This is a genomic window from Hafnia alvei, assembly GCF_900095695.1.
GTDB lineage: Bacteria > Pseudomonadota > Gammaproteobacteria > Enterobacterales > Enterobacteriaceae > Hafnia > Hafnia alvei_B.
In genome coordinates, this window is record NZ_FMIQ01000062.1 from 121,347 (window position 1) to 146,734 (window position 25,388).

Annotated in this window: 20 protein-coding genes; 18 read left to right on the forward strand and 2 right to left on the reverse strand. The window is 50.4% G+C overall.

Annotated elements, in window-relative coordinates; all coding sequences use genetic code 11:
• Nucleotides 1-111 precede the first annotated feature (111 nt).
• The 7 genes from BN1044_RS17230 to glnB all read left to right on the forward strand — a co-directional run bounded on the left by BN1044_RS17230 (nucleotide 112) and on the right by glnB (nucleotide 10,251).
• Nucleotides 112-2,541 carry an AAA family ATPase gene (locus BN1044_RS17230; protein ID WP_072309706.1) on the forward strand — a complete coding sequence of 810 codons (2,430 nt, stop codon included), beginning with the start codon at nucleotides 112-114 and terminating at the stop codon, nucleotides 2,539-2,541.
• Between the two features lie 99 nt (nucleotides 2,542-2,640).
• Nucleotides 2,641-3,618 carry a hypothetical protein gene (locus BN1044_RS17235; RefSeq protein WP_247650268.1) on the forward strand — a complete coding sequence of 326 codons (978 nt, stop codon included), beginning with the start codon at nucleotides 2,641-2,643 and terminating at the stop codon, nucleotides 3,616-3,618.
• A 764-nt stretch (nucleotides 3,619-4,382) separates the two neighbouring features.
• Nucleotides 4,383-5,819 carry a sensor histidine kinase gene (locus BN1044_RS17240; protein WP_072309708.1) on the forward strand — a complete coding sequence of 479 codons (1,437 nt, stop codon included), beginning with the start codon at nucleotides 4,383-4,385 and terminating at the stop codon, nucleotides 5,817-5,819.
• A gap of 3 nt (nucleotides 5,820-5,822) precedes the next feature.
• The gene (qseG, locus tag BN1044_RS17245; protein ID WP_072309709.1) at nucleotides 5,823-6,641 is read left to right on the forward strand and encodes a two-component system QseEF-associated lipoprotein QseG; all 819 of its coding nucleotides are present in this window, start codon (nucleotides 5,823-5,825) and stop codon (nucleotides 6,639-6,641) included.
• A 13-nt stretch (nucleotides 6,642-6,654) separates the two neighbouring features.
• Nucleotides 6,655-7,995: a two-component system response regulator GlrR gene (gene glrR / locus BN1044_RS17250; protein WP_040047114.1), complete on the forward strand. Its 1,341-nt coding sequence runs from the start codon at nucleotides 6,655-6,657 to the stop codon at nucleotides 7,993-7,995.
• 283 nt (nucleotides 7,996-8,278) lie between these two features.
• The gene (locus BN1044_RS17255; RefSeq protein ID WP_072309710.1) at nucleotides 8,279-9,901 is read left to right on the forward strand and encodes an NAD+ synthase; all 1,623 of its coding nucleotides are present in this window, start codon (nucleotides 8,279-8,281) and stop codon (nucleotides 9,899-9,901) included.
• 11 nt (nucleotides 9,902-9,912) lie between these two features.
• A complete protein-coding gene (gene glnB, locus BN1044_RS17260; protein ID WP_025800186.1) occupies nucleotides 9,913-10,251 on the forward strand; it encodes a nitrogen regulatory protein P-II in 339 nt (112 codons plus the stop codon).
• 346 nt (nucleotides 10,252-10,597) lie between these two features.
• Here the strand turns inward: glnB and fadE are convergent, their stop codons facing one another.
• Nucleotides 10,598-13,090 carry an acyl-CoA dehydrogenase FadE gene (gene fadE / locus BN1044_RS17265; protein ID WP_072309711.1) on the reverse strand — a complete coding sequence of 831 codons (2,493 nt, stop codon included), beginning with the start codon at nucleotides 13,088-13,090 and terminating at the stop codon, nucleotides 10,598-10,600.
• Between the two features lie 316 nt (nucleotides 13,091-13,406).
• Here fadE and lpcA point away from each other — a divergent pair, with 316 nt between their 5' ends.
• Nucleotides 13,407-13,985, forward strand: coding sequence for a D-sedoheptulose 7-phosphate isomerase (gene lpcA / locus BN1044_RS17270; protein ID WP_046459419.1), 579 nt, complete (start codon nucleotides 13,407-13,409; stop codon nucleotides 13,983-13,985).
• Between the two features lie 399 nt (nucleotides 13,986-14,384).
• Nucleotides 14,385-15,152, forward strand: a complete 768-nt coding sequence (locus BN1044_RS17275) for a class II glutamine amidotransferase (protein WP_072309712.1) — start codon at nucleotides 14,385-14,387, stop codon at nucleotides 15,150-15,152.
• Here BN1044_RS17275 and dpaA read toward each other — a convergent pair.
• Nucleotides 15,123-15,848, reverse strand: coding sequence for a peptidoglycan meso-diaminopimelic acid protein amidase (dpaA, locus tag BN1044_RS17280; RefSeq protein ID WP_040047119.1), 726 nt, complete (start codon nucleotides 15,846-15,848; stop codon nucleotides 15,123-15,125). The two genes, BN1044_RS17275 and dpaA, sit on opposite strands and share 30 nt — an antisense overlap.
• Before the next feature lie 513 nt (nucleotides 15,849-16,361).
• Between dpaA and BN1044_RS17285 the strand changes: the two genes are divergently transcribed.
• The 9 genes from BN1044_RS17285 to dinB all read left to right on the forward strand — a co-directional run bounded on the left by BN1044_RS17285 (nucleotide 16,362) and on the right by dinB (nucleotide 25,380).
• Nucleotides 16,362-17,705 (forward strand): Na(+)-translocating NADH-quinone reductase subunit A, encoded by a 1,344-nt coding sequence (locus BN1044_RS17285; protein WP_072309713.1) that lies wholly within the window; start codon nucleotides 16,362-16,364, stop codon nucleotides 17,703-17,705.
• Nucleotides 17,706-17,708: 3 nt separating this feature from the next.
• Nucleotides 17,709-18,947 carry an NADH:ubiquinone reductase (Na(+)-transporting) subunit B gene (locus BN1044_RS17290; RefSeq protein WP_046459422.1) on the forward strand — a complete coding sequence of 413 codons (1,239 nt, stop codon included), beginning with the start codon at nucleotides 17,709-17,711 and terminating at the stop codon, nucleotides 18,945-18,947.
• Nucleotides 18,940-19,758 (forward strand): Na(+)-translocating NADH-quinone reductase subunit C, encoded by an 819-nt coding sequence (locus tag BN1044_RS17295; protein WP_072309714.1) that lies wholly within the window; start codon nucleotides 18,940-18,942, stop codon nucleotides 19,756-19,758. Before BN1044_RS17290 ends, BN1044_RS17295 begins: the two co-directional genes overlap by 8 nt.
• A complete protein-coding gene (locus tag BN1044_RS17300; RefSeq protein ID WP_025800172.1) occupies nucleotides 19,751-20,380 on the forward strand; it encodes an NADH:ubiquinone reductase (Na(+)-transporting) subunit D in 630 nt (209 codons plus the stop codon). Before BN1044_RS17295 ends, BN1044_RS17300 begins: the two co-directional genes overlap by 8 nt.
• A 6-nt stretch (nucleotides 20,381-20,386) precedes the next feature.
• Complete coding sequence (nqrE, locus tag BN1044_RS17305) at nucleotides 20,387-20,983, forward strand: NADH:ubiquinone reductase (Na(+)-transporting) subunit E (protein ID WP_072309715.1); 597 nt, start codon at nucleotides 20,387-20,389, stop codon at nucleotides 20,981-20,983.
• 18 nt (nucleotides 20,984-21,001) lie between these two features.
• Nucleotides 21,002-22,228, forward strand: a complete 1,227-nt coding sequence (gene nqrF / locus BN1044_RS17310) for an NADH:ubiquinone reductase (Na(+)-transporting) subunit F (protein WP_072309716.1) — start codon at nucleotides 21,002-21,004, stop codon at nucleotides 22,226-22,228.
• 171 nt (nucleotides 22,229-22,399) lie between these two features.
• Nucleotides 22,400-23,464, forward strand: a complete 1,065-nt coding sequence (locus BN1044_RS17315) for an FAD:protein FMN transferase (protein WP_072309731.1) — start codon at nucleotides 22,400-22,402, stop codon at nucleotides 23,462-23,464.
• A gap of 1 nt (nucleotide 23,465) precedes the next feature.
• Complete coding sequence (nqrM, locus tag BN1044_RS17320; protein WP_043495224.1) at nucleotides 23,466-23,693, forward strand: (Na+)-NQR maturation NqrM; 228 nt, start codon at nucleotides 23,466-23,468, stop codon at nucleotides 23,691-23,693.
• 625 nt (nucleotides 23,694-24,318) lie between these two features.
• Nucleotides 24,319-25,380: a DNA polymerase IV gene (dinB, locus tag BN1044_RS17330; RefSeq protein ID WP_072309717.1), complete on the forward strand. Its 1,062-nt coding sequence runs from the start codon at nucleotides 24,319-24,321 to the stop codon at nucleotides 25,378-25,380.
• The last annotated feature ends 8 nt before the right edge of the window (nucleotides 25,381-25,388 follow it).

Below are 25,388 nucleotides of genomic sequence, written 5' to 3' on the forward strand. Positions count from 1 at the left end.
ATACTTAAATAAAACTTATCATTAATGTTCGGCTTATTTACTTATTTTTCCGTTTTAATGGTTGAGCATTGTTTCCATAAACAGCTCCCATAAACAGAAAGGATATGTTTAATGAGCGATCATGAATGTCGTGGTGAATGCCAGTGTAAGAAAGTGGTTATTCCGGTGATTTTTGTGCCGGATATCTTAGGCACGCGTTTATCTAATGCCAGAGATCATAAAACGGTATGGGATCCGATGGCGGGAATGGGCAGTTACCACACCCCACTGGGCACCGCTGCGATTGATTTAAGCGGGATGATCACCAAACAGACTGCGATGGCCAATGCCTCCCCTTTGGTCAAAAAACTGTTGGCGCTGCAGGAAAAATTGACGCAGTTACACGGTGCGCTGATGGCGCTGTATCAGATGAGCCAAAAAATCGCTAAGGCACTCGGTCTTGATAGCCTTAGCAAGCGGCTTGAGGGAGCCAGTACCGACGCGGTGAGCGACACCAAAGAAACTACCACCAAGCTCAAAGCCCAACTCGCAGAGATAAAAACCAAGATTGCCCATATCGAAAAAGAGATCACCCATGTATTCGAGGCGATGGGTAAGGCTGAGGATATCTTGCGCATTGGGCGTAACGTGTGGGGGGCCATTTCGGTATTGGAATGGATGTTTCGTGATGCGAGCAAACGCAGGGAAATGCTGGTGGGAACGCAGATTGGCCGCGATGATAGCCTGCTTGAAATCAATCAAGATGCAACCAAAGGCAGCGCAGATACCCTCTATTTCAGCACCATGACCTCGGTGCGCGTGCAGGATATTGACCAGCGATTTAAGCAGGGATGGGGGGAAGTGTGCTGGCATCAATACGGTGAATTTTTGATTACGCTGCAGCGCCATTTGGATGCGCGTTTTAATATCAAAGACGTTAGCGTTGCAGGGCAGAATTTGCCGGGTGATATCCCCCAGCCAGTAATGCCAAAGGGGAAAGCGCTGAAAGACTTGTTGGCTGCCATTGAAGCGCTGTTTGATTTCAGTGATAAACCGGCATCCAAGCCTGCCGCGGCTACTGCCGTTCCTAAAACGGTTACCTCAGTGTCAACGCCAGCTCCGACGCCTCCGGCGGCTCCCTCCACCGATTCAAGTAAACAATCGCCACCGCCCTGGGGAGCGGATGCCAACTTTGCCAAGGTGATGGGAGGCTACGCGTTTCCTTTACACGTGGTGGGTTTTAACTGGATGCAGGGCTGTGCCGACGGCGCCCAGCGGCTCACCACCCGTATTGCACAGATTATGGCGATGTACAAAACCTCAGATGACGGTGGCGACGGTACGTGGATGACCAAAAAGCCGGTTGAAAAGGTAATGATTATTTCGCACGGGGCGGGGGGGCAAGTGGTGCGGGCGATGCTTGCGGATTTATCACCGGAGACGTCGGGGGGAGCAAGCTCAGCAACTTCCCAAGAAAACTCAAGCACTGAGGGGGGAGGGAGTTTTGATAACCATGATGCTAAAGAAAATCCCGAGCAGGCCGCGGCTGATAAAAACTCTTCAAGCAGTACCTATGCTGTAATCAAAAAAGCGACTCCATCTTTCAACAAAGAAAACTTGCTCAAAGCGGTGCATGTGGGTCTGCCAATAGATGGTATGCCAGATATCTATTGTTGGTTTCGTGCGGGGATGCAAACGCCGGTATCAGTGGACTGGAGCAAGCCCGATCAGGCAGCGAAAGATAAGGCGCTGGCCTATATCAGTAATCAGGTGCTCGGTGCCAATGCGGCAGAAATCACCATGGTACTGAGCTATAGCCAAAGCGCGCTGGAAGTGTTGCCTAATAATAGTTATGAGAAAGGATGGATTTGCTATCAGCCGCCGTCCATTTCGTTGGTGGAAGGCGAAAAAGCGCCAGCGCCGGTGGAGATGGTTGTGGCCGAAGATATCTATACGGAATATCGGAGTCAAATTCATTGGTTTAAAGTTCTTGATAAGATGCTCCTTTGCAGCGATGGAGAGGACGTTCCAGATAATTGGAGCTCAGTACAAGGCTTGTTAGCCAAAGCTTCGGTATTACATCAGTCCATACAGGGGCAGGGGCTAGATCAAACCCAGCAATTGAGCGGCAAGAACAGTAAGCCAATGTCGCGAGATAAAGCGGTTTGGCAGGCACAGAGCGTTACGCCACCGGGAGCACCGGATAGTTGGCAAAAGTTTGGTCAACGAGTGGTGAACGCCAGCGGCTTGTTCAACGGCATCGATTCCGTATTAGGTACACACCTGTTTAGCTCACTGGCCGATAGCGGGCAAGGTACTCTGTATCTTACCGGAGCAACGGCGAGTTTAACCGTGTTGCCAACCGAGTTTGTGCTGCAAAAAGGCAGCAGTGCTGGCGACGGTGAGCTGCCGCTGTCGGCGGCGAAAGGGGCTGCGGAAGTCGAATGCAGTGAATATCACGACAGCCTGTATCAAGACGAAAAAATCCGTGCAGCGGTATATAAGGAGCTGCAAACCGCCAGTTGGGCTTATAACGCAGAAATTAGCGCGCCTAAAAAATAAAAGGAATTAGCTATGCGGCATTTATCGTGGTTATTACTTAGCACTTTGGTGTTATCAACAACCGGCTGTGGGCCACACTCTCTTCGTAAGGATACTGCTATGAGCACTCAACTTCCCACGCAAAAACACTGCTTTGGCCGTTATGAAATTGAATTACCCAATTTTATGTATATGGATAGCGGCGCTTATTCATTTGAAAATTTTAAGATAGAAATTTCAAAAGCAGTGCGTTCTGATAACACAACTATTGAGAAAGACTGGATTGGCTACATTAATGGAAAGATATCTAAAGATAGTGAGAACAATGTGGGTAGCCGTATTGTTCAAAAAAATATGGAGTCCAATCCTAGAATAATTTTGGAGTATTCAAATACAGAAAAGAATCCAGATATTGGGATGAGTTCTTTATATCGCTTTCACCCGTATTATTTAAAATCAGTCCCCGAGCGTAAACAATGGATATTGGTCACAGGAAGGTCGATAGAAATTCCTCGTCCACTATCAGCCGATAGACTAGATCAGGAGTTAAAAAACAAAACTGATGCTCAAATGCGGGATGTGCAAAAAATAGCCTACCATGCTTACCCGCACTATGAACAAGGCTACTGTCTTAACAATGAGTATCAATATTATCCTGGACGTCTTGAAAAACGTGATAGCTATTTAATTACATGGAGAGGTATTGCAGAGAAAAAATACACATCTAGCTATATTACGATTAATGTACGGAGCTTAAATAAAGATGAACAGGACTTTTTAGATAGCCGAACTTCCAAAGGCAAACTACTCAGAACCTTCTTCCCGAGTACCACGGTGGTGGTTGGTGGGATTAAAGGGGAGCTCTATACCAGCCACGATAAGCTCAACCCGACCGGGCGTGAATTTCAATGGCTGCCTAGCGGTACTGAACTGGGCAATCGCCTAAAACCGTTGATTATGATTGATGGTGAAATTGATACTCGCGATCTGCCCGCTGAATACCGCGATAAAATCAGCGGTGAGGAGCTTATTCTATGGATACTGGAAAGTATCAAAATGCGGGTAGGTGGTGACGAAGATATTCTGTCTCATCGATAAATAAACTGCTTTGAGCTAATGCCATTCTTTATATGCATGGCGTTAGCTGGTTGCTCTTTCATGTGCGCAGTTCCTCCGTTGTCGCAAAAAGACAACAAACCACCATTAATGATGTCGCTAATAGGTGACATGTAACGTATTGATTTATATGTGGTGCGTCGCCTTTGTACGTAGCTGTCTACTTTTAGCGACGCATTGATGAAAAAAAAAGCATGTTTATGCCATTTGCTGTCAACAAAGCGATGTTTGCTAGGTGTTGGGAATGATTTATTTATTTTAAATCTTTTTTATTCAATTGGTTGGGATTTATTTTTTAAAGTTGGCACAACTTCTGCATTATTCAATTCAGTTGCTCATTCACTCTTTTATGTCAGCGACCGCAATAGCGAGTCAGGCTACATAAGCCATCGAATGACGCCAAAGTAAGGTGCCTACCGTCCAATTATCGATAACAGTCGCTTATGCGCTTTATCAAACTCGGGGCGACACGTTGAGTGAGGCACCACCTATTTAATGTCCGACTGTGATGATTGGTTCATCAGCTTGGGACATATAATGAATGACATTCGTCTTATCCGCCGTTGTACGGCACCGATGATGGTTCTACCTCATCAAACTGAAGACGAGAATTGCATTAGCGATATCATTCAAATAACAGAGCCCGAAGCCAGCTATCTGACTTCGGGTTTTTGTTTATCTGCGATCTGAAAATTGCTCCTCTTGCCGGACTCAGTTAGCATCTGGGCAAACCTTTGGGTAATGAGATGATTTCCTTGAAGAGATGGCGTTTATTTCCTCGCTCCCTGCGTCAGCTGGTTCTACTGGCGTTCTTATTAGTCCTGCTTCCTTTGCTGGTGCTGGCGTATCAGGCCTATCAGGGGCTCAATAATTTGAGCTCGCAGGCTGCGGATATCAACCGCACCACGCTTTCTGACGCCCGCCGCAGCGAGGCGATGGCGAGCCTTGCGGTAGAGATAGAGCGCAGCTACAGGCAGTTTTGTGTTTTAGGCGATGAGTCGCTCTCTAAGCTTTATCAAAAGCAGCGCGGTCAATATTCCCAAATGCTGGAGCGTCAGGCTTCTGTGTTGCCCGATCCGCGTTACTACCAAAAGCTGAATGGGCTAATTGACCAACTTGCGGTGTTTAACTGCCAGAATAATGCCCCAGTGACTCAGGCATCGGCTTTACTTGCAGGTTTCTCCGTTGCGAACGGACAGATGGTTCAAGCCACTCGAGACGTGATTTTTACCCGTGGACAGCAGCTTCAGCAGGCAATTGCCGAGCGTGGTCAGTTCTTTGGCTGGCAGTCACTGGTGCTGTTTTTAGTCAGCGTGCTGCTGGTTTTTCTGTTTACACGCATGATCATCGGGCCGGTGAAAGGGGTTGAACGAATGATCAACCGATTAGGCGAAGGAAAAAGCGTCGGTAATATGGTGGCATTTCGCGGGCCGCGTGAAATTCGGTCGCTGGCTCAGCGGATCGTCTGGTTAAGCGAGCGTCTATCATGGCTGGAATCGCAACGGCATGAATTCCTGCGCCACATTTCACATGAGTTAAAGACGCCCCTTGCTAGCATGCGTGAAGGCACTGAACTGCTGGCAGACGAGGTTGCGGGGCCATTGACGCAGGACCAAAAAGAGGTGGTGGGGATTCTGGATTCTAGCAGCCGCCATCTTCAGCAGCTCATTGAACAGCTCTTGGATTACAACCGCAAATTGGCCGATGCACCGATGGAAAAAGAGAGCGTAAATCTGGGCGAAATGGTCGAGCTGGTGGTTTCTGCTCATAGTTTGCCCGCGCGTGCCAAATCAATTCGTACACTTACTGAGCTAGACGTTGACCTTTGCTGGGCAGAACCTACGCTATTAGAACGCGTTTTTGATAATCTCTATTCCAATGCGGTGCACTACGGGGCGGAATCCGGTACCATCTGGATCCGCAGTCGTTTGGCTGGAGATAAGATACAAATCGATGTGGCAAATACCGGAGCGGGTATACCGCGTGCGGAACAGGCCATGATCTTCGAGCCTTTTTATCAGGGAAGTCTTCAACGTAAAGGCGCTGTCAAAGGAAGCGGTTTAGGGCTCAGTATCGCCCGTGATTGCATCCGCCGTATGCAGGGCGATTTACATCTGGTGGCCGTAGACGGAGCCGACGTCTGTTTTCGCATTGAATTACCATTAACCGCAGAGATCTCATAACTAATGAATAAGTGGTCTGTTCGCGCCCTATTCAACGAACATCTGTTTGACGCTGATGGCTCATGCCGTAAAGCGTCGGCTTTGCGTCCATTAACCCTTTTGGGCGCTGTGTTGTTGGTTCCTTTCTTATTGACCGGATGCGCCAAGAATGGCGTGGGAAATCCTGTCGCTCATGCCGTGCAGGCAATAATTCCTGATAGCAAAGTGGTTGATTACCAAACGGCGTCCTGTGACACCATTTGGCTCAACGACGATAAGGACGCCGTGGATAATGGGCTTTATTGGCTGCGTGCGATGGACTGTGCCGATCGCCTCAGCGGCCAAGATGCGCGCTTACAAGCACGTTCTCTGGGCAGTGAAAATTGGCAGCGTGTGTTTAAACAAAGCTTACTGGTTGGCAGCGCTGAACCTACCGTTGCCGAGCGCCGCCAGATCATCGACCGCTTAAACAGCTACCGTTCTGAATTTCCCGCATCGGTTCGCCCGCTTATTCAAATTTGGCGTGAAAAACAGATGCTGACGATCAACTTACTTGATGAAAAAGCGCGCTTTCAAAAGCTCCAAGCCAGCAGTGATTCTCAGTTAGATGCCCTGCGTGAAACTCAAGGCCGTTTACAGTTCCAGTTAGATGACACCACGCGCAAACTCGAAAATTTAACGGATATTGAGCGCCAGCTATCGTCACGCAAACAGATATCAGGTGAAATGCCCGATCCCGCAGCGAAAGACGATACGCCTGACGCGGGAAAACCTGAGAACAAAGCTCCGGCAGATAACACCGCTAAGCCCGTGACTGAACCAGAAAAAACGGAAGCCCATTAAGGAGCAATACCCCATGGCACAACGTAAACCCGCTAACCTACTTCTCGTGGATGATGACCCAAGCCTACTCAAACTGCTTGGGATGCGCTTAAGCAGCGAAGGATTTCGCGTGACGACGGCGGAGAGTGGGCATGATGCGTTGCGTGTGTTAGGGCGTGAGCAGATTGATCTGGTGATCAGCGATTTGCGTATGGACGAGATGGATGGCATGGCGCTGTTTGCTGAAATCCAAAAGCGTCAGCCGGGGATGCCGGTGATTATACTGACGGCTCATGGTTCTATCCCTGATGCCGTTGCTGCAACACAGCAAGGGGTGTTTGGTTTCTTAACCAAACCCGTCGATCGCGATGCGTTGTACAAAGCCATTGATGAAGCTTTGGCCCAGTCCATGCCCGCGGCCGGTGATGATACCTGGCGTGAAGGCATTGTGACCCGTAGCCCAACCATGCTGCGTCTGCTTGAACAGGCAAACATGGTGGCGCAATCAGACGTCAGCGTGCTGATTAACGGGCAAAGTGGTACTGGTAAAGAGGTTCTGGCACAGGCAATTCATGCCGCCAGCCCGCGAGCAGGAAAGGCGTTTATTGCCATCAACTGTGGCGCGCTGCCTGAACAGCTGCTTGAGTCTGAACTCTTTGGTCACGCCAAAGGCGCATTTACCGGCGCGGTCAGCAGCCGAGAAGGGCTGTTCCAAGCCGCCGAAGGTGGCACGCTATTTCTCGATGAAATCGGTGATATGCCGCTGGCATTGCAGGTCAAACTGCTGCGCGTGCTGCAAGAGCGCAAGGTTAGGCCACTAGGCAGCAACCGCGATATTGATATTAACGTGCGGATTATTTCGGCGACTCATCGCGATCTGCCTAAAGCGATGGCAAAAGGTGAGTTCCGCGAGGACTTATTCTATCGCCTGAACGTGGTCAGTTTAAAAATCCCTGCGTTGAACGAACGCGCTGAAGATATTCCATTATTAGCCAATCACTTGCTGCGTGAGTCAGCGCAACGACATAAACCTTTCGTGCGCAGCTTCTCTACCGACGCGATGCGCCGCCTTATGGCCGCCAGTTGGCCAGGTAACGTGCGTCAGTTAGTTAACGTTATCGAACAGTGCGTTGCGTTAACTAGCGCGCCAGTGATCAGCGAAGCCTTAGTTGAGCAGGCGCTGGAAGGCGAAAATACGGTATTGCCGACGTTCGCGGAAGCGCGTAACCACTTTGAACTCAACTATTTGCGCAAACTTCTGCAAATAACCAAAGGTAATGTAACCAACGCTGCACGTTTGGCCGGCCGTAACCGTACTGAGTTTTATAAGCTACTGGCGCGGCATGAGTTAGATGCGGCAGATTTCAAAGAATAAGAATCCCCTGCGTACTTGAAGCTGCTGCTGCGTTGGCTGCGTGCGCTCACCCGAATCACTTACTCATGTAAGCTCATCGGGATTCTCTTACTTGCCGTCTTGCCGCCGCTCCAATTACTTTGGGGATTCAGGTGCTTTTGTGCGTTTAGGGCGCTAAACAAAGCGTTGAGAATGTTTTACACTTGGCGAATTCAACCAGCCTCTTTTTATATCCAAAGTAGTTGAAGTGACGACAAGGCAGCTAGCGCTGTAGCCGCTTCAAATACAAAGGAAGTGAGTAATTATGAGTCGATCTCTTTCTATTGCGTTAGCCCAGCTCAACTGGCTGGTGGGTGATATCGAAGGTAACACCGAACGCATGCTGAACACGTTGCATGAGCAGCAAAATGCCGGTGCCGATCTGGTCATGTTTTCTGAACTGGCGCTTTCGGGCTATCCACCTGAAGATTTGCTGTATCGCGATGATTTTTATCAACGCTGCCAGCAGCAATTGGATCGTTTACAACAGGCATCTGCTGATATCGCCGTATTGGTTGGGCATCCTTGGCGTGAAGATGGGCACTTATACAATGCGCTGTCTCTGTTCTCTGAAGGTCAGTTAGTTGCCCGCTATTTCAAACAGCAACTACCAAACTATGGCGTGTTTGACGAGAAACGTTATTTCTCCGCCGGCCATGAGAGCTGTGTGGTTGAGCTGAAAGGCTACCGTTTAGGACTGCTGATTTGTGAAGATCTGTGGTTTGACGGTCCGGTTGATGCGGTTGCCGCCGCGGGTGCCGAAGTGCTGCTGTCGATCAACGCCTCGCCTTACAACCGCGAAAAACCGTATATTCGCAAAACGTTATTGACCAGCCACTGCCAACGCACCGGTTTGCCTTTGGTCTATCTAAATCAGATTGGGGGTCAGGACGAGCTGATTTTTGATGGTTGCTCGAAAGCCTTTGATGCTGCGGGCAATATGACTCACCGCCTGGCGGGCTTTGCTGAACAGACCGCGCTGTTTAATCTCAATGAATTGCAGGTTGAACCCATGCTTGCGCCAGCGGCAAGTTTGCCCGATCTGGCTCAGGTTTACGAAGCGCTGGTTCTCGCGGTTCGCGACTATGTCACCAAAAATGGTTTTCAAGGCGCGGTGCTTGGCTTGTCTGGCGGTATCGACTCGGCGCTAACGCTGGCGATCGCCGTGGATGCGTTGGGTAAAGACAAAGTTCAGGCGATGATGATGCCGTTCCGCTATACCGCGGATATCAGTATCGCTGATGCGAAAGAAGAAGCTGAAATTCTTGGCGTTGAATTTGATATCGTCTCTATCGAACCGATGTTTGATGCGTTCATGGGGCAGTTGGCACCGATGTTTGCGGGCACCGAACGCGATACTACGGAAGAAAACCTGCAGGCTCGCTGTCGTGGCGTGGTGCTGATGGCGCTGTCTAACAAACGCCGCCGTCTGGTGCTGACCACGGGTAACAAGAGTGAAATGGCCGTCGGCTACGCCACGCTTTATGGCGATATGGCCGGTGGTTTTGATGTGCTGAAAGATGTGCCAAAAACGCTGGTGTTCAAGCTTTCAGAGTATCGTAATACGGTATCCTACGTGATCCCTCAGCGCGTTATCGATCGTCCACCGTCAGCGGAACTGGCTCCCGATCAGCTCGATCAAGACAGCTTACCGCCGTACGACATTCTGGATGCGATTCTAGAAGGTTACGTCGAGCAAGATAAATCCGTGGCCGATCTGGTTGCCGCTGGATTTGATGAAGCGGTGGTGCGAAAAGTGATCCGCTTGGTTGATATTAACGAATATAAGCGCCGTCAGGCTGCGGTTGGCCCGCGTATTACCGCGCGCAACTTTGGCAAAGATCGTCGCTATCCGATTACATCTGGCTTTGGCCGCAAAAACTGGTAAAGGGATTAGCAATGAAGAAGATTGACGCAATTATTAAGCCATTCAAGCTGGATGATGTTCGTGAAGCGCTGGCTGAAGTGGGCATTACTGGCATGACCGTGACTGAAGTAAAAGGTTTTGGTCGCCAGAAAGGCCATACCGAGCTTTATCGCGGTGCAGAATACATGGTCGATTTTTTACCGAAGGTAAAAATTGAAATTGTGGTTGCCGATGATATCGTCGACACCTGCGTAGATACCATCATGCAGACGGCTCAAACCGGAAAAATTGGCGATGGTAAAATCTTTGTCTTTGACGTGGCGCGCGTGGTACGTATTCGTACCGGTGAGCAAGACGAAGAAGCGATCTAATTCGCGTCAGACTGACGTTATTACCACCTTATGCTAATCAAAAAGCCTCTGATGAAAATCAGAGGCTTTTTTGTCGCCTAATCCCCAGCTATAACCTCTCGTGAGCAACGCTTTTAGCATGTTGATTTCGGTCACCTATTTCGGTCACCGACTGTATCCTATCGGCGATTTGTAGGCGTTGAGCCATATTTCTATCACGAGCGAGCCAAGGATCTTCCCGTCTTAATCGATGCCAACGGCAAAGTAGGCGTCTCGAATTCGCCATTCCATAAGTCTAAACAAAAAAACGGCCCCCGAAGGGGCCGCTGACACAGGTAATTTATTGAATCAAATTACGCTTGCTCGGTTATGCGGCCTCCGTTTTTGGCAGGCCATTGCGCTTTTCCGGCAGGCTTTTCTCCGCTTGTTCAGTCGCGACCGGATTTTTTTCAGGTACCACGGCGGCGGCTAAAGCTTCAGGTTCAAACTCATCCACGTTAATGGTACGTAGGCGGCTTTCTTCCGCTTTGACTAAAATGGCCTGCTCTTCGGCGTTGATTAAGCCTTTATCCAGCGCGGTTTTAGCCAACTGATCCAAACGAGTGAACGGTAGGTTTTTACCCAGCGCTTTGCAAACACGCTGATGGATAGGATCTGCGGCAATTACATCTGCCAGCGCGGCTTCAATCAGGCCGTGTGGGTTGTACTCGCTTGGTGTGAGATACATGCCACGTCCGATACGGCTACGTGTTGCAGAAGGAACTTGTAAAATCTTAGCGACTTTATGATCCAGATAGTCAGACGGTGCAGAGTGCGCACGGCCTAATGGGAAGATCACCGCACGCATCAAACCGGCAACCAAGCCATTCGGGAAGTTGCGCAGCAGATCGTCGATAGCCTGCTCTGCTTGATGCAGCGCGTCCTGTACGCCCCAGTGAACCAGCGGCAGGTCAGCTTCATTACGTCCTTCATCTTCATAACGTTTCAGCACGGCGGTGGCTAAGAACAGCTGGCTGAGTAAATCGCCTAGACGCGCAGAGATGCGCTCACGGCGTTTCAAAGAACCCCCCAGCACGCCCATAGAAACGTCGGACAGCAGCGCTAAGTTTGAGCTCATGCGGTTAATCTGCTGATAGTAACGGCGTGTGGCGTCTTTGGTTGGCGTGGCGCTGGTGCGGCCATCGGTCAAGCCCAGCCAGAAACTACGCACCTTATGACTTCCTACATGACCTAAGTGGCTAAACAGCAGCTTGTCAAAGCGCGGAACGCTGTTGTCTTGCGCCGCAGCCATTTCATCTAAGACATATGGATGGCAACGGATGGCACCTTGGCCGAAGATCATCATGCTACGGGTCAGGATGTTCGCGCCTTCGACGGTAATGGCGATTGGCGCGCCTTGGTAAGCACGGGCGATGAAGTTAGATTCGCCGAGCATAATGCCTTTGCCACCTGCGATATCCATTGCATCAATGATTGAGCGTTGGCCTCTGTGGGTACAGTGATATTTGATAATCGCTGACAACACCGCAGGTTTCTCGCCCTGCATGATGCCGTAGGTGACTAACGTTGCCGCAGCGTCCATCACATAGGCGTTACCCGCGATACGTGCTAACGGTTCTTCAATCCCTTCCATTTTACCGATGGAGATTTTGAACTGGCGGCGAATATTGGCGTAAGCACCGATGGCCAGCGCCACGCTTTTCAGACTGCCGGTTGCGTTAGACGGCAGGGTAATGCCGCGGCCAACCGACAGGCATTCAACCAGCATACGCCAGCCTTGGCCTGCCATAGTCTGCCCACCGATAATGAAATCAATAGGCACGAAGACGTCTTGACCGCGCGTTGGCCCGTTTTGGAACGGAACGTTCAGCGGGAAGTGACGAGTGCCGATTTCAACGCCGTCGGTATCGGTTGGGATCAGTGCACAGGTAATACCCAAGTGCTCTTCACCGCCGAGTAAACGTTCAGGATCAGAAAGTTTGAAGGCTAAACCGAGCACGGTAGCGATAGGCGCAAGGGTGATGTAGCGCTTGTTCCACGTTAGGCGCATCCCCAGCGTTTGCTTGCCTTGCCATTCGCCCATGCAGACGATGCCCACATCAGGGATCGCACCGGCATCAGATCCTGCTTCAGGGCTGGTTAATGCAAAACACGGGATCTCCTGACCACGTGCCAAGCGTGGCAGATAGTGATCTTTCTGCGCTTCGGTGCCGTAGTGTTGCAGCAGTTCGCCGGGGCCGAGGGAGTTAGGAACACCCACGGTAATCGCCAGAATGCCGGATACGCCAGACAGTTTTTGCAGCACGCGAGACTGTGCATACGCAGAGAATTCTAAACCGCCGTACTGTTTTTTGATGATCATCGCAAAGAAGCGATGTTCTTTCAGATAGGCCCACAGCTCTGGAGGTAAATCCGCCAGTTCATGGGTGATTTGGAAGTCGTTTGCCATACGGCACGCTTCTTCTACTGGGCCATCCAGAAACGCCTGCTCTTCTTCTGTTAACTTAGGCTGCGGATAGTCGTGCAGTTTTTTCCAATCTGGAGTACCACGGAAAATATCGCCTTCCCACCAGGTTGTGCCTGCGTCGATGGCTTCTTTCTCCGTGCGAGACATCGGCGGCATCACTTTTTGGAATGCCTTTAACGCAGGGCCCGAAATCAGCGAGCGACGGACTGATACCAGCACCAGCGGCAGTAATACCACGGCAACGGGAACTAAAGCCCAGAATGACCATAGGCCAATGGCGCCCATTGCCGCTGTGTATGCCAGCAAAATGGCGCTGCTTAAATAGAGGTTAACTTGGTGATAGAACAGCACACCAATCGCTATCAAAAAAACCACAAGACTAAGAACCATCATATTAATGCTCCTGCGTGTTCAGAGGTCGGGTTAGGGGACCAAGTTGTAGGAGGTCTGACCTGTTGTAGATAATATAGGTTGTAGTTGAGTTAATTTTATTTAGCAATGTGTTTACATATTAATTACAACGCAGTTCACAATTTAGCCCTCAAACTGCATTTCAAGCTAAATCTCTTCGTCGATGAGCGATGATGAGCGAAAAAGAAAGTACAGAATCATGGAAAACGCGGCGTGCAGTGCTTCTCGGGGGGGGAGCTATCCGTTACACTTCTTACAATATTTCCTGTGCCATTTTCTATGTAATAAAGAGGCTGCTATGTACCACGATCTTATTCGTAGTGAACTGAACGAAGCGGCGACAACGCTGCAAAATTTCATCAGCGATGACGCTAACATTGAGGCAATCCAACGTGCAGCAGTGTTGTTGGCAGACTCTTTCAAAGCGGGTGGCAAAGTGCTTTCCTGCGGCAACGGTGGCTCACACTGCGACGCCATGCACTTCGCCGAAGAGTTAACCGGTCGTTATCGTGAAAATCGCCCTGGTTATGCTGCGATTGCGATTTCTGATCCAAGCCACCTGTCCTGTGTGAGCAATGACTTTGGCTACGAATATGTATTTTCTCGTTATGTAGAAGCGGTCGGCCGTGAAGGTGATGTACTGTTAGGCATCTCCACTTCAGGTAACTCTGGCAACATCATGAAAGCGATCGAAGCCGCACGCGCCAAGGGCATGAAAGTGATCACTCTGACCGGCAAAGACGGCGGCAAAATGGCCGGAAGCGCAGACGTTGAAATTCGTGTGCCGCACTTTGGTTACGCAGACCGTATTCAGGAAATCCATATCAAAGCGATTCATATCCTGATTCAACTGATCGAAAAAGAGATGGTTAAATAAGCTATCTTACTTGCCACTTTGAGCTTGAGCAGTGCTCACCATCCTCACGTACTATGTGTACGCTCCGGTGGTTGCGCGCTGTCTGCACTCAAATTGACTGCGCCGATAACGCTTATTTCGGTATTGAAGTTTTGGTAGGACGAGCCTGCGTGACAGGACGTCACGCAGGAGTTTGGGGCGCCCTGGATGGGCGATACCAAACCGCAGCGGAAATGCCATCTCGGATAAAAGCGCGCGGGTGTTGGGTGCGCGCGCTAGCGCACCCGACTCGTTCGCCTTAATCAGAGTTACAGAGAAACACATTTGCTGGCTGGCGAGCGAAACCCTTTTCAGCGGTAACATAAAGAAGGCAGACGGTGCCTGATGTATATCCGTCGACGTTTGGAACAGGAGGTCGGTATGTGTGAACTACTCGGTATGAGCGCCAATGTCCCAACGGACATCTGCTTTAGCTTTACCGGCTTGGTACAGCGTGGCGGAAGAACGGGGCCGCACAAGGATGGCTGGGGAATTACCTTTTATGAAGGTAATGGCTGTCGCACATTTAAAGATCCGCACCCGAGTTTTAACTCTCCGATTGCCCGTTTAGTACAAGATTATCCGATCAAATCCTGTGCGGTGATTTCGCATATTCGTCAGGCAAACCGTGGCACAGTGTCGCTGGAAAACACGCATCCGTTTACCCGTGAACTTTGGGGACGCAATTGGACGTTTGCACATAACGGACAATTAACGGGATATAAGGGCTTAGATACGGGACATTTCCGGCCTGTGGGTCAAACCGACAGCGAATATGCGTTTTGCTGGCTGCTGAATAAAATGGCGACCCGATATCCAAGAACGCCGGGTAATTGGCCTGCGGTATTTCGCTTTATTGCGCAGTGCGCCGATGAGCTTCGCGCCAAAGGCGTATTCAATATGCTGCTGTCTGATGGGCGTTTTGTGATGGCCTATTGCTCGACCAATCTGTATTGGATCACGCGCCGAGCGCCTTTCGGTAAAGCGACGCTGTTGGATGAGGATGTCGAAATTGATTTTCAATCACAGACGACGCCAAATGACGTCGTCACCGTGATTGCAACACAGCCCCTGACCAGCAATGAGATGTGGCATCGCATTGAGCCAGGAGAGTTTGCCTTATTTTGCTTGGGTGAACGCCAGCTGTGAGGAAGACAGTCCATTGCTTTGCGATGGACGGTTAACCACATATTGGCCACCGATGACATTCACCTGCGGTGCTTGGTGATACTCATTAAAATAAGCATAGGCTGGCTGCAACTGTTTCCAGAACGGCAAATAGTCAGAGTTGCGATGGCGCTGCATATTTTGTTCGGTCATACGGAATGGATAAATATTGATATCGACCAAAGTTTGTCCATTACGGAATGCGCTTTGCACATAGCTAAAGATCTGCGAAATACCTTCATTGGTCATGGCATAACAACCAATGGAAACACAGTCACCGTGAATCATCAGATATTTTCCTGAATAACCGTGCGCCTGATCGTAAGCGTTCGGATATCCGATATTAATAGCTTGGTAATATTTGCTGTTCGGTTTTAGGTGACGGGCATCAATCTGATAGAACCCTTCAGGGCTTTTAAAATCCCCTTCGGTACGTTTTGGACCCAATCCGCCAGAAAACTTGCAAATATTAAAGCTTTGCACCAGCTGATATTTGTCTTGAACCTTGGCAAACAGTTCGAGCTTTCTTTCTTCTTTGAATATCTGAATATAAACCGGAGAGCCCATTAATTGCTGTTTTGTCAGCGGCGTATTTTGTGTCTGCTCACTGGCAGAAGAACTACATGAAGTCAGTGGCAGTACAAAAAATACGGCCAACAAGGCGATGATTTTGCCCATTGATAACCCTGTTAATAAATCATAGAAAGAAGATCTTCAGATTAAGTCTGTTGACAGCTCCCAAAACAGCATCAGTTTAATCCAGAGAGCGGATCTGTAGTGAGTGTTTTTTAACTCATTTGGGATTAAATCTACATGTAGCAAAAATTAATTTTAAGAATTAGTGAGCGATAGTTATATAAAAACCGAATTGTTCACCTGCTAAAAATGAATGGTTCGTGGCTATGTTTAATTAGCTTGATGTAGGTCACGGCAATGTTGCTGATGCAGGCGGCGTAAAATGGTAAAATCGCGCAGTTATCGGTAACATCGTTTTTAGTCCATGTAATACCTCGGGTTAATATTCTCCGATACTTATGAGCGATCTCTTATCTGCACGCAACGATGCGCTTTTTTCTCAACGAGGAGGCCATCATACCCAACATCATTGGAGTGACATCCATTATGGAAGGTAGAGGAACGCCTGCAGGGTTCACATCATTAATGTCATGACGATATATATAGTGCAACCACATGATTAAAATTAAAAAAGGGCTTAATTTGCCTATTGAGGGTGCGCCCGCCCCGATCATTGAACAAGGCCCGGCTATACGAAACGTGGCTATTTTAGGCGGCGACTATGTCGGTATGCGACCGTCAATGGCGGTGCAAGAAGGTGATAAGGTCAAAAAAGGTCAGGTTCTTTTTGAAGACAAAAGGAATCCTGGCGTCTTGTTCACCGCGCCAGCCGCAGGGCAGGTGATTGCGATTAACCGTGGTGAAAAGCGTGTTCTGGAGTCGGTAGTTATTGCCGTCGATGGCGATGAGCAAGTGCCATTTGCCCACTACGATGCGTCTGAGCTGGTGAATCTACCCCGCGCTCAGGTTGAAAGCAATTTGCTGACATCGGGGTTGTGGACAGCGCTGCGCACGCGCCCATTTAGCCATGCGCCGAAACCGGGTTCTAACGCCGCGGCGATTTTCGTAAGCGTTATGGACACTCAGCCGTTAGCCGCTGACCCTCTGCTGATCCTGCGTGAAAACATGGCTGATTTCGAGCATGGACTGACTGTGCTAAGCCGTTTAACCGAAGGCAAAGTTTACGTTTGCCAACAGGCCGGTGCAGGACTGCAGACCAAGCCTGCGCCAAATATCACCCATAACGAATTTACCGGCCCACACCCCGCGGGGTTGGTGGGAACGCATATCCATTTCCTTGAACCGGTTAGCTTAACTAAAACCGTTTGGCACATGGGCTATCAGGACGTTATCGCCGTCGGCAAACTTTTCACCACCGGTGAACTGAATACCGATCGCGTGATTGCACTGGCGGGGCCGCAGGTTGAAAAGCCGCTGCTGCTGCGAACCCGTTTGGGCGCTAGCACGGATGAAATTACCGCCGGCCGTTTAAAGCAGGGTGATAACCGTGTGATTAGCGGTTCAGTGCTGAGTGGAACGCAGGCCAGCGGCACCAAAGCTTTCTTGGGTCGTTTCCACCATCAAATCTCCGTGGTGAAAGAAGGGCGTGAGAAAGAGCTGCTGGGCTGGATGATGCCGGGCGCGAATAAATTCTCGATTACCCGCACCACGCTGGGGCATTTCTTTAAGCGCAAACTGTTCGCATTTTCGACCGACATGAACGGCGGTGAACGCGCCATGGTGCCAATCGGTAACTATGAACGCGTGATGCCATTAGACATTTTGCCAACGATGCTGCTGCGCGATCTGCTCTCTGGCGACTGCGAAAGCGCTCAGGCTCTGGGATGTTTAGAGCTGGATGAGGAAGATCTTGCGCTCTGTACCTTCGTGTGTCCGGGCAAATACGAATATGGCCCGGTGCTGCGTGACGTGCTGACGACCATTGAGCAGGAAGGATAATTCATGGGTCTGAAGAGTTTTATCGAGAATATGGAGCACCACTTCGAACCGGGTGGCAAGCTGCAAAAGTATTATCCGCTGTATGAAGCGGCCGCGACGCTGATGTATACGTCAGGTAAAGTGACGCACGGTGCATCGCACGTTCGTGACGCCATCGACCTAAAACGCATGATGATTTTAGTGTGGCTGGCGGTATTCCCTACCATGTTCTGGGGAATGTACAACGTGGGTCATGAGGCGATTGGCGCGCTCAATCAGCTGTATCAGGGAGAGCAACTGACTCAGGTGATTGCCTCGGATTGGCATTATTGGCTCGCCGAAATGCTGGGGGCTAGCCTACAGGCCAACGCCGGTTGGGTCAGCATGATGACGCTGGGCGCGGTCTATTTTCTGCCTATTTACGCCGTGGTGTTCTTGGTGGGCGGCTTCTGGGAAGTGCTGTTTTCCATCATCCGCAAACATGAGATCAACGAAGGCTTTTTCGTTACTTCGATTCTGTTTGCGCTGATTGTTCCTCCGACGTTGCCGTTGTGGCAGGCCGCACTGGGCATCTCCTTTGGCGTGGTGATTGCCAAAGAGATCTTCGGCGGCACCGGACGTAACTTCCTCAACCCGGCATTGGCGGGGCGTGCATTCCTGTTCTTTGCCTATCCAGCACAGATCTCCGGTGATTTAGTGTGGAACGCCGCAGACGGCTATTCAGGTGCAACGCCGCTGTCACAGTGGAGTGCAACGGGACAGAGCGGTTTGATGAATACCATCACCGGCCAGCACGTGACGTGGATGGACGCTTTCATTGGTAACATTCCCGGCTCAATTGGTGAAGTCTCTACGCTGATGATCCTTCTCGGCGGACTTATCATTATGTTTGGCCGCGTGGCTTCATGGCGCATCGTTGCGGGCGTGATGGTGGGTATGGTGGCTATGTCAGCACTGTTTAACTTCATCGGTTCAGACACGAATCCAATGTTTGCTATGCCGTGGTATTGGCACTTGGTTCTGGGTGGCTTTGCATTCGGTATGATTTTTATGGCAACCGATCCGGTATCGGCTTCCTTTACCAACAAAGGTAAATGGTGGTACGGCGGGCTGATTGGCGTGATGTGCGTTCTGGTACGCGTGATTAACCCCGCCTATCCAGAAGGCATGATGTTGGCGATCCTATTCGCAAACCTGTTTGCTCCATTGTTCGACTACATGGTGGTGCGCGCCAACATCAAAAGGAGAAAAGCACGTGGCTAAGGATTCAGTAAATAAAGCGGGCGTAGGTAAAAACGACAGCATCGGCCGAACGCTGATGGTGGTCGTGGTGTTGTGCTTGGTGTGTTCTGTGATTGTTGCTGGTGCAGCGGTAGGCTTGAAGCCGATGCAGGAAGAGCAAAAGCAGCTGGATAAACAGCGCAACATTCTGGCCGTCGCAGGGCTGATGCAGGGCGATAAGCTCGATGGCGAGCAGGTGAAAACATTGTTCGGCCAGCGTATCGAACCGCGTCTGCTTGACTTGAAAACCGGCGAGTTCACCTCCGGCGATCCATACACCTTCGATATGGGCAAAGCGTTAAAAGATCCGGCCACCAGCATGGTCTTGGATGCCGCGCAGGATCCGGCGGGTATTAAGCGCCGCAGCAACGTGGTTGAAGTGTATCTGGTGAAAAACGAGCAGGGCAACATCGGTCAAGTGGTATTGCCTGTCTACGGCACCGGCCTGTGGTCGGTGATGTATGCCTTTGTGGCTATCGACACCGACGGTAATACGGTGAAAGGGCTGACGTTCTACGAGCACGGAGAAACTCCGGGGCTGGGCGGTGAAATCGAAAACCCGTCATGGCGTGAAAAATGGGTGGGTAAGCAGCTGTTTGATGACGGTGGCCGTCCGGCGATCCGTATCGTTAAAGGGGGCGCAAATCCTCAGGACCCACACGGCGTTGACGGGCTTTCAGGCGCGACGCTAACCGCCAACGGCGTGCAGCATACCTTCGATTTCTGGATGGGCGACCATGGTTATGGGCCGTTCCTAAAACGCGTTCGTGAAGGAGCATTGAATCGTGGCTGATACTAAAGAGATTAAAAAAGTCCTATTAGGGCCTTTGCTCGACAATAACCCTATCGCTTTGCAAATCCTCGGCGTTTGCTCGGCGCTGGCGGTGACCACCAAGTTAGAAACTGCCTTCGTGATGACGATTGCGGTAACGCTGGTGACGGCATTCTCTAACTTCTTTATTTCACTGATCCGCCATCAGATCCCAAACAGCGTACGCATTATCGTGCAGATGGCGATTATCGCCTCGCTGGTTATCGTGGTTGACCAGATCCTGCGCGCCTATGCCTATGAAATCTCCAAGCAGCTTTCGGTATTTGTTGGCTTGATCATCACCAACTGCATCGTGATGGGGCGTGCTGAAGCCTATGCCATGAAGTCACCGCCGATTGAGAGCTTTATGGATGGTATCGGCAACGGCTTGGGCTACGGCGTTATCCTGATTCTGGTGGGCTTCCTGCGTGAACTGTTTGGTTCAGGCAAGCTGTTTGGCATTACCGTGTTAGAAAGCGTGCAAAACGGCGGTTGGTATCAGCCTAACGGCCTGTTCCTGTTAGCGCCGAGCGCATTCTTCATTATCGGCCTGCTGATTTGGGCGCTGCGCACGCTGAAACCTGAACAGATGGAAAAGGAGTAAGGGCAGATGGAACATTATATCAGCCTGTTTGTACGCGCCGTTTTCATTGAAAACATGGCATTAGCGTTCTTCTTGGGGATGTGTACGTTTCTGGCCGTCTCCAAAAAAGTCACCACGGCTTTCGGTTTAGGTATTGCGGTAACGGTGGTGTTAGGGATCTCTGTTCCCGCCAATAATCTGGTCTATAACTACGTCCTCCGCGACGGTGCTCTGATGGATGGCGTTGATCTCAGCTTCTTAAGCTTTATCACCTTCATCGGCGTTATCGCGGCACTGGTGCAGATCCTCGAGATGATCCTCGACCGCTTCTTCCCATCGCTTTATAACGCGCTGGGGATTTTCCTGCCGCTGATTACCGTTAACTGCGCCATCTTTGGTGGGGTGTCATTCATGGTTCAGCGTGACTACAACTTCACCGAATCCGTGGTTTATGGTTTTGGTTCAGGGATCGGCTGGTTGTTGGCTATCGTGGCGATGGCGGGTCTGCGCGAAAAAATGAAATATGCCAATGTGCCTGCTGGGCTACGTGGGCTGGGCATCACTTTTGTGACCACGGGCCTGATGGCGTTGGGCTTTATGTCCTTCTCCGGCGTACACCTCTGATAGGACAGGAAGGAACCTATGCAAGAAATTATTCTGGGTGTGGCGATGTTCACCCTGATCGTGGTGGCGCTGACCGTCCTGATCTTGTTCGCCAAATCTAAGCTGGTGAATACCGGCGACATACATGTAGAAGTTAACCACGATCCGGAGAAAAGCTTTGATGCTCCGGCCGGTGACAAACTGCTGAACATGCTTTCAAATCAGGGCATTTTCGTTTCTTCTGCCTGTGGCGGCGGTGGCTCATGTGGTCAGTGCCGTGTACACGTTAAAGAAGGCGGAGGCGATATTTTGCCTACTGAGCTGGCGCATATCTCTAAGCGCGAAGCTAAAGAAGGCTGCCGTTTAGCCTGTCAGGTTAGCGTGAAACAAGATCTCAAAATTGAGCTGCCGGAAGAGATTTTCGGTGTGAAAAAATGGGAGTGCGAAGTTATCTCTAACGATAACGTGGCGACTTTCATCAAAGAGCTCAAGCTGCGTATCCCTGAAGGTGAAGCGGTGCCGTTCCGCGCCGGTGGCTATATCCAAATCGAATGTGAACCGCACCATGTGCGCTACGCCGATTTTGATGTGCCAGAGGAATACCGTGGCGACTGGGACAAATTCAATCTGTTCCGCTTTGAGTCCAAGGTTACCGAACCCACGATCCGTGCCTACTCAATGGCGAACTATCCCGATGAGAAAGGCCTGATCATGCTCAACGTGCGTATCGCTACGCCGCCTCCAGGTATGCCAGATGCGCCTCCAGGGATTATGTCTTCCTATATCTGGTCGTTAAAACCGGGTGATAAAGTCACCATTTCAGGACCGTTTGGTGAGTTCTTTGCCAAAGAAACCGATGCTGAGATGATCTTTATCGGCGGCGGTGCGGGTATGGCACCCATGCGTTCGCATATTTTCGATCAGCTCAAGCGCCTGCATTCCAAACGCAAAATAAGCTTCTGGTACGGTGCACGCTCAACCCGTGAAATGTTCTACGTTGAAGATTTCGACAAACTGGCGGCAGAGAATCCAAACTTTACGTGGAACATCGCATTGTCCGATCCTCAGCCTGAAGATAACTGGACGGGTTACACTGGCTTTATTCATAATGTGTTACTCGAAAACTATCTGCGCGCGCATCCAGCGCCGGAAGATTGTGAGTTCTATATGTGTGGGCCGCCGATGATGAATGCTGCGGTTATTAAGATGCTGAAAGATCTCGGGGTAGAAGACGAGAATATCATGCTCGATGACTTCGGCGGCTGATAGCCATCGTCCTTGAAGCTGTGGCGGTGTTGGCTGCGTGAGTTAACCCCAGTCACTTACTTTTGTAAGCTCCTGGGGATGAACTCACTTGCCGCCTAGCCACAACTTCAATGCCTTTGGCCATATGTTTTTTTATGAGATTTTTTGTAGCGTAGCCAAAACTGGTTGAAAATAATGAAAAATAATACTGCGCGGGCGACCGCGTTTTTTATTCGCAATACACGCTGGCTGGCTTTTTGCGGGCTGGCTTTTTTGCTGACGGGATGTGGGCCGGAGCAGGTCAACATTGAAGGCAAAACGATGGGGACCTATTACTCCATCAAGTATGTCAGTGACTCAGGGATGCCCGCGCCGGAAAAAATTAAAGCCGAATTGGATAAGCGTTTGGAGCAGGTTAACGATCAGATGTCGACCTACCGTTCCAACTCTGAGCTGAGCCGTTTTAACCAAAGCACTGAGGTGAATACGCCGTTCCCAGTTTCGGCTGCGACCGCAAAAGTGGTTGAAGAGGCTATTCGGATTAATAAAGTCACCGATGGCGCGCTGGATATCACCGTTGGGCCATTAGTTAATCTGTGGGGATTTGGGCCAGAAGGTCGTCCCGATCGTATTCCTACGGATGAAGAAATTAACCAGCGTCGTGCATGGATCGGCATTGAGCATTTATCCGTACAGGGTAATGCGCTGGTGAAGAATATTCCTCAGCTTTATCTCGATCTGTCGTCTATTGCGAAAGGGTACGGCGTGGACGTTGTAGCTGAGTATCTTGCTTCGTTAAAGATCACTAATTACATGGTGGATATTGGCGGCGAAGTGAGAACGCGTGGCATCAACGGAGACGGTGCACCGTGGCGTATCGCTATTGAAAAACCGCAGGCTGGGTTACAGCAGAGCGCTCAGGTCATTATTCAGCCGGGCGAGATGGCTATCGCGACCTCCGGTGATTATCGCAATTATTTTGAGCAAAACGGCCAGCGTTTCTCGCATGAAATTGACCCTAAAACAGGGCGTCCGGTCACACATCATCTGGTTTCAATCACCGTGCTGGCGCCGAGCTGTATGACGGCAGATGGCCTGTCGACTGGGTTAGACGTGATGGGGCCAGAGCGCGGAATGGCGTTGGCAAACCTGCTGGGTATTCCGGTATTTATGATTGTGAAAACTGAAAACGGTTTTGAGGATCGTTACTCGGATGCCTTTAAGCCTTATTTGGTGCAGGCAAAAAAAGGTAAATAATATGGCGACGGTATTTATTGCGACCTTTGTGGTGTTTTTAGCGGTGATTGCCGGAATGTCTATCGGCTATATCATTAAGCGTAAAAGCATCCACGGCAGCTGCGGCGGCATCGCCAACCTCGGCCTTGAAAAAGTCTGCGACTGCCCTGAGCCCTGCGATGCACGTAAAAAGCGCATGGCGCGTGAGGAAGCTCGGCGTGAGATGCTGGAGAAGCATAGGATTATATGAAGGGGCAGTGCCAGTTGAATAGGGATAGCTCGCGAGTGTCATAGTTTCGTACGCCTAGCACATCGAAGCATACATATACACTGTGCAGGCGTCCGAGCAAGGCGGCTCAATCGCCGCCGCCTTGCATCCCGGCTTGGCACCACCTTTCAGCCCACTTCGTGGGTTCCCTCGTTTCATATTCCGGTCTTAACGGAACGAACGACAATCGGCATCCATGCCTCCGTCGTTCTTTCGCCGATATCAATCGGCGAATCCTAACCTCCATGATTTACTCGGCTGTTCGGTAATGTGCCGAAAAAGCAAACCTCAATATCTCGTGCTTTTGTCTTGGTTGGGAGAGCCGCCGGTACAAGGATGTACCGGTGGAGTTTGGGGCGCCCTGGATGGGCGATACCAAACCGTAGCGGAAATGGCGTCTCGGATAAAAGCGCGCGAGTGCAGAGACCACGCGCTGGTAGTCTCTGCCCGTACGCCTTCACCAGTGTATCAATGAAGCTCGATATGAACAGGCGGGCGGAATCTTACACAGTAGCCCCATAAACGAAAGGCGGACGAACTCCTCCACTTCCCTTTTTCGATAATTAACCTGTATACTTATACAGTCATTAACTCCATCATTCTCTCTATGCGCAAAATCATACATGTCGATATGGACTGCTTTTATGCCGCAGTCGAAATGCGTGATTTCCCTGAGTTACGCGATGTACCGCTGGCGATTGGCGGGAGTCGCGATCGCCGCGGGGTGATCAGTACAGCAAACTACGCCGCGCGTAAATTCGGGTTGCGTAGTGCTATGCCGACAGGACAAGCGCTTAAGCTATGCCCGCATCTCACGTTGCGTCCGGGGAGAATGGAGGTCTACAAAGATGTCTCGCGCCATATACGTGAGATTTTCCAGCGTTATACGTCTTTAATAGAGCCGCTGTCGCTCGATGAAGCCTACCTTGATGTTACCGACTGCACCCAGTGCTACGGCTCAGCCACGTTGATTGCAGAGCAGATCCGCAAACAAATCGCCGAGGAGCTTAATCTTACTGCGTCGGCAGGCATTGCTCCGATCAAATTTCTGGCAAAAATTGCTTCCGATCTGAATAAACCTAATGGTCAGTATGTGATTACGCCCGCGCAGGTTGATGATTTTATTCTCACGTTGCCGCTGAAAAAGATCCCCGGCGTTGGCAAAGTGACCGCCGCCAAACTGAGTGAACTGGGGCTGAATACCTGCGCCGACGTGCGCCGCTATAATTTGGCCGAGCTACTACGCCGTTTTGGCAAGTTTGGGCGCGTGCTCTGGGAACGCTGCCACGGTCAGGATGAGCGAGAAGTGATGCCCGATCGGCTGCGTAAGTCCGTTGGCGTGGAAAGAACGCTGTCAGAAGATATTCATAGCTGGGGAGAGTGCGAGGTTTTACTGGAAAAACTGTATGAAGAACTGGAGCGGCGCTTGGCGAAAGTGCAGCCAGATCTGCATATTGCACGGCAGGGCGTAAAACTTAAATTTCATGATTTTCAGCAGACAACGCAGGAGCATGTGTGGTCGATTCTGGATAAGCGCGATTTATTCCAGATAGCGCAGCAGGCTTGGGATGAACGCCGAAATGGCAGAGGTGTGCGGCTGGTGGGGCTGCACGTCACGCTGCTCGATCCACAGCTAGAAAAGCAGCTTTCGCTGGATATTGATGGTTAGGTTTAAGG